Here is a 7,182-nt window from a genome sequence, read left to right on the forward strand (position 1 = left end):
CGCCGAGGGACCAGCATGTCGGGCCGGTCAGGGACCGCACCCGCGACCTGGGCCGGTGGGCAACCGGACGCTGGTCAGTAGTTTGTCCCGACTTACCCGATCACGGATCCACGTAGTTGACCCGGTTGTCGGCGGGGTGTGGCGCGAGGACGATCGCGGCAGGTTGGTTTCGGCACGATCGATGTCGTGTCCGGCCCGTCAGTGGCGGCGGAACTCTCGACGCGGAGGCTGGTGGAACTTCCTGTGATTCCATGTGTCGAACGAAGTCGCATCCAGGTCCGGGCCTGACAGTCCGATGACTGTGACTGTCGACTGCGCTGAGCCTGTCAGCTCTCATCGTTTCGAGGACGACGTCGCCTTCACCGGCATTGGACGCTCCCGCCATGACCGACGACTTCGTCGGCCATGGTCGGTGCTGGCTGCCGAGGCATGCCATGCGGCAGTTTCGGATGCCGGCCTGTCGAGAGCCGATATCGATGGAGTGTGCGTGTACGGCGGTTCGTCCGGGTTACCCGGTTTGTCCACCGGCGGAGTCCGGGGAGTGGAGCAGGTACTGGGATTGCGACCCGTGTGGCACTGTGGCGCGCGCGACGTCCCCGGCCGGACGGGTCCGATCGTGAGCGCGATGCTCGCGGTTTCCGCAGGTCTGTGCCGTCATGTCCTGTGCCTCACCGTACCGGGTGGCGGGGGAAGCCGCGCCGGTACGTGGCCCGCTCCGACGGCCGACGGTTCTCAGCAGGGGTGTTCGGCCGAGGCGTCGTCCTCGCTGCGCCGTGTCGCGCTGGCAGCTTCGGAATACCTCGCGGCCTTTGGCCACGGCAGGGAGGCGCTGGGGTGGGTGGCGGTCGCCGCACGGCGTCACGCCGCCCGCAACTCTGATGCCGTGTGCCGTACGCCGCTCGCGATGGACCGCTATCTTGCGGCGAGGATGGTCGCCTCCCCGCTGGGATGGTTCGACTGCGCCGTGCCATGTGACGCCGCGATCGCGCTGGTGGTCTCGGCAACCGATGTCCGCGGTCACCGGCCACACCCACCGGTGTGGATCGACGCGGTCGGAACAAGGCGGATCGCGGCCGAGGAAACGGACCTCGGTCTCGCGGGCTACCGGCTTGACGCCGAGGTGCCGGCAGCACATCTGTGGAGCCGCGCATCCGTGGTTCGGCAGGACGTGGACTTTGTCGCGCTCGACGACACGTTCACCTTCAACGCCCTTTGTTGGCTGGAGGCCCTCGGGTTCTGCGCTCCGGGCGAGGCAGCCGAATTTGTGCGCGACGGCACCCGGATCGGTCCAGGCGGTATATTGCCCCTCAATCCACACGGCGGGGAGCTTACGGCGGGTCGCAGCAACGGCTATGGAGGCCTCTACGAGGCGGTCCTTCAGCTGCGCGGAGAAGCCGAGGGGCGACAGATACCGAATGCGCGTGCGGCCGTTGTCTCGAGCGGGGCGGCGGGTCCGGGGGCCGCGATGGTTCTGGTCTCGGACAGCCACCCGTCGCGATCGACCAGGAATCAGGTCACATGTGACCGACCGACCGTTCAGAGGCCGCGGACGGCCGGCCCGGCACGAGCAGCCACGGAAGGAGGGTGTCGCGATGGAGCGGAACATCTTCACCGACGATCACCACGCCTTCCGTGAGCTGGCTCGGACGTTCGTGCGGCGCGAGGTCGAGCCCTGTCACGAGCGGTGGGAGCAGGACGGGCAGGTCAGCAGGGACGTGTGGCTGGCCGCCGGAAAGGCGGGCCTGCTCGGGATCGATGTGCCCGAGGAGTACGGCGGTGGCGGCGTCGAGGACTTCCGGTACAACGCGATCCTGGACGAGGAACTGATCAGAGCCGGCGCCAGCGGGCCGGGTATACCGCTGCAGAACGACGTGGTCGCACCGTATCTGCTGCGGCTGGCCAGCGACGAGCAGAAGCGCCGCTGGCTGCCCGGCTTCTGCTCCGGTGAACTGATCACCGCCATCGCGATGACCGAGCCGGGCACCGGCAGTGACCTGCAGGGCATCCAGACCACCGCGGTGCGGGACGGCCCTGGCAGTGCCGCGGACTTAATCGTCAACGGGGCGAAGACCTTCATCACCAACGGCATCCTGTCCGACCTGGTCATCGTGGTGGTCAGGACCGACCCGGAAGCCGGAAGCCGAGGGTTCAGCCTGCTGGTGGTGGAGCGCGGCATGCCCGGCTTCGAGCGCGGTCGGCGGCTGAAGAAGGTCGGTATGAAGGCCCAGGACACCGCCGAGCTGTTCTTCGCTGACGTGCGGGTGCCGGCGGCGAACGTGCTCGGCGAGCTCGGTCAGGGGTTTGTCTACCTGATGCAGAACCTGCCCCAGGAGCGGCTGTCGATCGCGGTGAGCAGCACGGCTGGGGTGGAACGGGCGCTGGAGATCACCGTCCGGTACGTTCAGGACCGGTACGCGTTCGGCAGGCCGATCTCGTCGTTGCAGCACACCCGGTTCGAACTGGCCGAAATCGCCACCGAGGCCCAACTGGCCCGGACGTTCACCGACCGCTGCATCGCCGAGCACGTGGCCGGCAACCTGTCGGCCACTGATGCCGCGATGGCCAAGTGGTGGAGTTCCGACCTGTTCAGGCGCGCCGTCGACCGGTGTGTGCAACTGCACGGTGGCTACGGCTACATGCTGGAGTACCCGATCGCCCGGGCCTTCGTGGACGCCCGCGTCCATTCGATCCTCGGCGGCACCAACGAGATCATGAAAGAGATCATCGGACGGGGCCTGCTCGACTGAATCCGTACCCGGTCCACGGCTCACGGACGTCTCCGAGTCCGGGGAGTTACCGCCCCGTCATGGTTTCTCCGCACGAAGCAGGCGCGGACCCACTGCCGCCGCCAGGGTCGGCATGCGTACTTTCCACGGTGGAGAACCGTGTGGTGATACGTAGTTTCTCCGGTTGTTCGCGCTGTTGGCCACGCGCGACAATACCACCCATGTTTACGAGAGGGCGGGTTCGCCGGAAGTGCTTCGAGCAACTTCGTACGACAACCGTGAGGAATCGAGATGAATAGGAGAACCGAGAATCGACTGAATCTTGTGATCGCATGGTGCGGTCCTGCCTTCGTACTCGGGTACATCATTTTCTGGGCAGTCTTCGGGCACAACGTCCCGCCACCCAACATGATGGGCCTGAGCGGCGAGGAGCTTGTTGCCAGGTACTACGGACCGCACCACCAGTCCATCGCCATCGGCATGGCGGTGTCCATGAGCGTTGCCTTTCTCTACCTGCCCTGGTGCTGTCTGCTCAGTGGCGTCATCAACGACAGTGAACGCGGGCCCAACGTGCTGAGCAGGATGGAGCTGGCCGGTGGAGCGCTGACGGCCTGGTCACTTGGCTTCTGCCCCGGCCTGTGGCTGCTCAACGCGATACTCGTACACGATCTCGATCCGAGCGTGATCAAGGCGTTTCACGTTTTCGGCTGGTTCACCTACGACATGACCTACGGCATCACCACGGTGCAGTGCGTCGGCGTCGGCCTGTGGACGGTTCTCAACAAGAAGCAGAAAATATTTCCCGCCTGGGCCGGCTGGGCGACGATTGCGGTCGGAAGTATCTTCGTCACACTGGTGGTTCTTCCCTGGATCAAGGAGGGACCGTTCACCGTGGCGGGCACCTGGAACTTCTTCGTGATCTTCAGTTCGTGGCTGTTCGCCTTCTTTGCCCTGTACAGCTTCTTCCTGATCAGGGAAATGTCGAGGAGAAAGTCGGAGTTCGAAGAACCGGCGCCGACCGGTGAACTGACGCCGACCACAGATCCCGGCATCCCGGTACGGGCCTGAAACAGGCGACCCGCCCCTGGCCGGACGGAGACGGACAGCAGGCCGTGTGGACGAGGTCCGGCATGGCCTGCTGTCCCCGAGGTGCTGGTGCCGACAGGAGAACGGAGCACATATCCGCGATCAGCACCACCGGGAGCGTCTGGACCGAGCGGAGGCCGCGTGGAAGAGGGCAACACCGACGAGCGAGAAGGCGTCGCGAGGAGGAACACCAGACCTGCCACGGGAAGCGAAGGCATCTGGATCTTCGTCCTCATGGACATGATCGTCTTCGCTCTGATATTCCTGGTATTCACCAGTGAACGGGTGCGACAGTACGAGGTGTACCGGGAGTCACATCAGCACCTCAACGTGGTGTTCGGTTTCGCCAACACGCTGATCCTGCTCACCAGCTCACTTTTTGTGGTACAGGCGGTGCAGGCCGCACGGCGGTTGGACGCCAGGCAGGTCTCCTCGCGCCTGACCGCGGCCCTGCTCCTGGGCCTGGCATTCTGCGCGGACAAGGCCGTCGAGTACTCCGTCACGATCGGGTCCGGGATCGGGATCGCGACAAGCTCGTTCTTCACCTTCTATTTTGCGATCACCTTCATCCATCTCGCGCACGTGCTGGCGGGCATGTCCTTCATGTTTTTCTTCCAGCGGAACCGCGACCGGCTCGCCAGCGACGTCGGGTACCTGGCCGGCCTCGAGAACGTCGGCGTCTTCTGGCATTTCGTGGATCTTCTGTGGATCTTCATCTACTCGCTGCTGTATCTCACATGAGGGGTGAGGGGTGCCGAATGAACAGCGCCGACTCCGCGGTGGCGGTGTGGTGGGTGCTGGCCGCGCTGACGACCGGATCCTTCGTCGTGATCGAGGGAGGTCTGGTCACCTCGATCGCCGCGGTGCTGGTCATCGTCATGACCGCCTACAAGGTCAGGCTGATCATTCTGCATTTCATCGAGGCGAGACACGGTCCCGCGATCTGGCGACTGCTGTATCTGACATGGGCCTTTGTCATGGCCACGATCATCGTGGTGGGGCACTATACGGCCATAATCGTCTCCTGCAGCTCGGACTGCTTTTCCTGAAGGGTCGGGACGACGACGGCATCGCTCCGGAGCGCCGGCTGCTTTCCGGGGCGTACCGTTTCCGGGTCTCCGCGTCGGACGGCACCGGACACGTCAATGGACACATCAATGTGAAGAAACGCTGTGGCATGGTTTTCGTTCGCCGTGTCGACGGCCGGGACAATCGGAGGACAGAATGAATCGTCTGGTGGGCAGGGTCGCCATCGTGACCGGCGGAGTCCAGGGAATCGGGAGGGCCGTCGCCCTTCGATGCGCCGCCGAGGGCGCCAGGGTGGTGACCGCCGACCTGCAGGAGTCGGAAGCAACCGCCAAGGAAATCATCGCGAACGGCGGGGAGGCCCTGCACGTCGTGATGGACGTGCGTGACCGGCACGACTGGAAACGACTTGTCGCCGAGACGGCGGAGAGCTTCGGACCGGTCGGCCTCCTCGCCAACGTGGCCGGAGTCACCAACACGTTTGGTGCCGACAACATCGTCGATCTCACCGACGAAGGCTGGAACCATGTGATCGACACCGACCTGCGAGGAGTGTGGCTCGGCCTGCAGGCCGTCATTCCGACGATGCTCGGGCAAGGGGGTGGCGCCATTGTCAACATCGCTTCGATGGCAGCGCTGAAGGGGCTGACCAACCTGGCGTCCTACTCCGCGGCCAAGGGCGGCGTGGTAAGCCTGACAAGGCAGGTCGCGATGGAGTACGGCGCCCAGGGAATCCGCTGCAACTGTATCTGTCCAGGCACCGTCGACACACCGATCCTGGCGAACATTCCTGACGACCTGCGGCGGAAGTTCGCGAGCTCGCACATCATCCACCGCCTCGGGGATCCGGCCGAAATCGCGGCCGCAACCGCGTTCTTCCTGTCCGGCGACTCGGCGTTCTGCACGGGTGGGATCCTGCCGGTGGACGGCGGCTGGAACAGCAAGGGAAATGACTGAGTCACCCGTGACGCCGCCGGTGGCCTGTTGTCGTCCTCGCTCTTCGACGGGTGACCAACGGCGTGGTTCCGGCGAAGTCACGTGCGCGTGCCGCGTCCGCGGTAACTACGACTGGCCGGGCCCCGACAGTCGTACGTAGCACGGATGACGTGAGCAGGCCGGGGCCGCAGAATATTTATATCAGTCGTCGAGAGAGGCACTGCTGACATGCATTTCGGACTGTTGTTGCTGCTGGCAAATGCCAGCTCTGGAAAGTCTGACAGCGAGCTGTGGAAGGAGGAGATGCGGCTCGGCGAGATCGCCGAAGACCTCGGCTACGACTCGGTGTGGGTTCCGGAGCATCATTTCGACAGGCCCTACTGTGTCTCCCCGGACCCGCTCCAGGCGTTGACATACCTCGCGGCACGCACCAGTCGGATCAGGCTGGGGACCGGGGCCATCATCCTGCCGTGGTGGCAGGGGCAGAACGACCCGCTCCGGCTGGCCGAACGTATCAGCATGCTGGACGCGCTGTCCGACGGCAGGCTGCTGCTGGGCATCGGGCGCGGACTCGCGCGTGACGAGTACGAGCGCTTCGGCGTCAGCATGGACGAGTCCCGCGAGCGCTTCACCGAGTCCGCCAGGATGATTCTCGACGGTCTTGAGAAGGGCTACATCGAACACGACGGAAAATATTTCAGGCAGGCCCGCGCGGATATCTTCCCGAAGCCCGAGAGGGGATTCCGGGACCGCCTGTTCAACATCGCCATGTCGCCGGCGTCCACCCTTGCGGCCGCTGACTTCGGCGGCACGATGATGTGCTTCAACTACCAGTACGAGATCGAGCAGCAGGCTGACCAGTTCAATACCTGGCGTGCGCGGTACCGGGAGAAGCAGGGCACCGAGCCGCCTCCTCCGGTACTCCTCGACTTCGCGTACTGCCACGAGGACCCGGACGTCGCGGACAAGACAATGCGACACCACCTCGCACCATTCTTCTCGGCCATGGTCGACCACTACGAGTTCGATGGTCAGCACTTTGGGCGGAGCAAGGGCTACGAGTCGTACCAGGAAGGCGCGGACCTGCTGCGGGATGCCGGCCGCGAGGCCGGGTTCGAGAAATTCTACGGGCTGCAGTGGAATGGCGCGCCCGAACAGATGATCGAACAGATGCGTCGTCGGATCGAGCTGATCGGAGACTTCCAGCAGATGTTGCTCGTCTCGTTCGGTGGAATGCCCCTGGAGACGGTACAGGCCAGCCTCAGGCTGATCGCCGAGGAAGTCATTCCCGAGGTCAACAGGATCGCGGAGTCCGCACGGGCCTGACCAGAGGTTCATGGTACGGCGCCGGCGAGCGGCCGCCAGCACGGTTTTTCCTGTGTTCGCGGCTGGCGGCCGCCGGACGAGT

At 64.6% G+C, this 7,182-nt stretch carries 7 protein-coding genes; all 7 read left to right on the forward strand.

Annotated elements, in window-relative coordinates; translation table 11 throughout:
- Nucleotides 1-412 precede the first annotated feature (412 nt).
- The 7 genes from FrCorBMG51_RS23040 to FrCorBMG51_RS23070 all read left to right on the forward strand — a co-directional run bounded on the left by FrCorBMG51_RS23040 (nucleotide 413) and on the right by FrCorBMG51_RS23070 (nucleotide 7,100).
- A complete protein-coding gene (locus FrCorBMG51_RS23040) occupies nucleotides 413-1,636 on the forward strand; it encodes a thiolase family protein (protein WP_157180636.1) in 1,224 nt (407 codons plus the stop codon).
- Entirely contained in the window at nucleotides 1,593-2,747 is a 1,155-nt protein-coding gene (locus FrCorBMG51_RS23045) for an acyl-CoA dehydrogenase family protein (protein WP_047225112.1), read from the forward strand. Before FrCorBMG51_RS23040 ends, FrCorBMG51_RS23045 begins: the two co-directional genes overlap by 44 nt.
- A 270-nt stretch (nucleotides 2,748-3,017) precedes the next feature.
- Nucleotides 3,018-3,794, forward strand: a complete 777-nt coding sequence (locus FrCorBMG51_RS23050; protein WP_157180637.1) for a hypothetical protein — start codon at nucleotides 3,018-3,020, stop codon at nucleotides 3,792-3,794.
- A gap of 159 nt (nucleotides 3,795-3,953) precedes the next feature.
- The gene (locus FrCorBMG51_RS23055) at nucleotides 3,954-4,553 is read left to right on the forward strand and encodes a cytochrome c oxidase subunit 3 (RefSeq protein WP_052914968.1); all 600 of its coding nucleotides are present in this window, start codon (nucleotides 3,954-3,956) and stop codon (nucleotides 4,551-4,553) included.
- A gap of 17 nt (nucleotides 4,554-4,570) precedes the next feature.
- Nucleotides 4,571-4,861, forward strand: coding sequence for a cytochrome C oxidase subunit IV family protein (locus FrCorBMG51_RS23060; RefSeq protein WP_047225114.1), 291 nt, complete (start codon nucleotides 4,571-4,573; stop codon nucleotides 4,859-4,861).
- Between the two features lie 175 nt (nucleotides 4,862-5,036).
- Complete coding sequence (locus FrCorBMG51_RS23065) at nucleotides 5,037-5,795, forward strand: SDR family NAD(P)-dependent oxidoreductase (RefSeq protein ID WP_047225115.1); 759 nt, start codon at nucleotides 5,037-5,039, stop codon at nucleotides 5,793-5,795.
- 207 nt (nucleotides 5,796-6,002) lie between these two features.
- Nucleotides 6,003-7,100 (forward strand): LLM class flavin-dependent oxidoreductase, encoded by a 1,098-nt coding sequence (locus tag FrCorBMG51_RS23070; RefSeq protein ID WP_047225116.1) that lies wholly within the window; start codon nucleotides 6,003-6,005, stop codon nucleotides 7,098-7,100.
- Nucleotides 7,101-7,182: the final 82 nt, after the last annotated feature.

Source organism: Protofrankia coriariae (assembly GCF_001017755.1).
Taxonomy (GTDB): Bacteria; Actinomycetota; Actinomycetes; order Frankiales; family Frankiaceae; genus Protofrankia; species Protofrankia coriariae.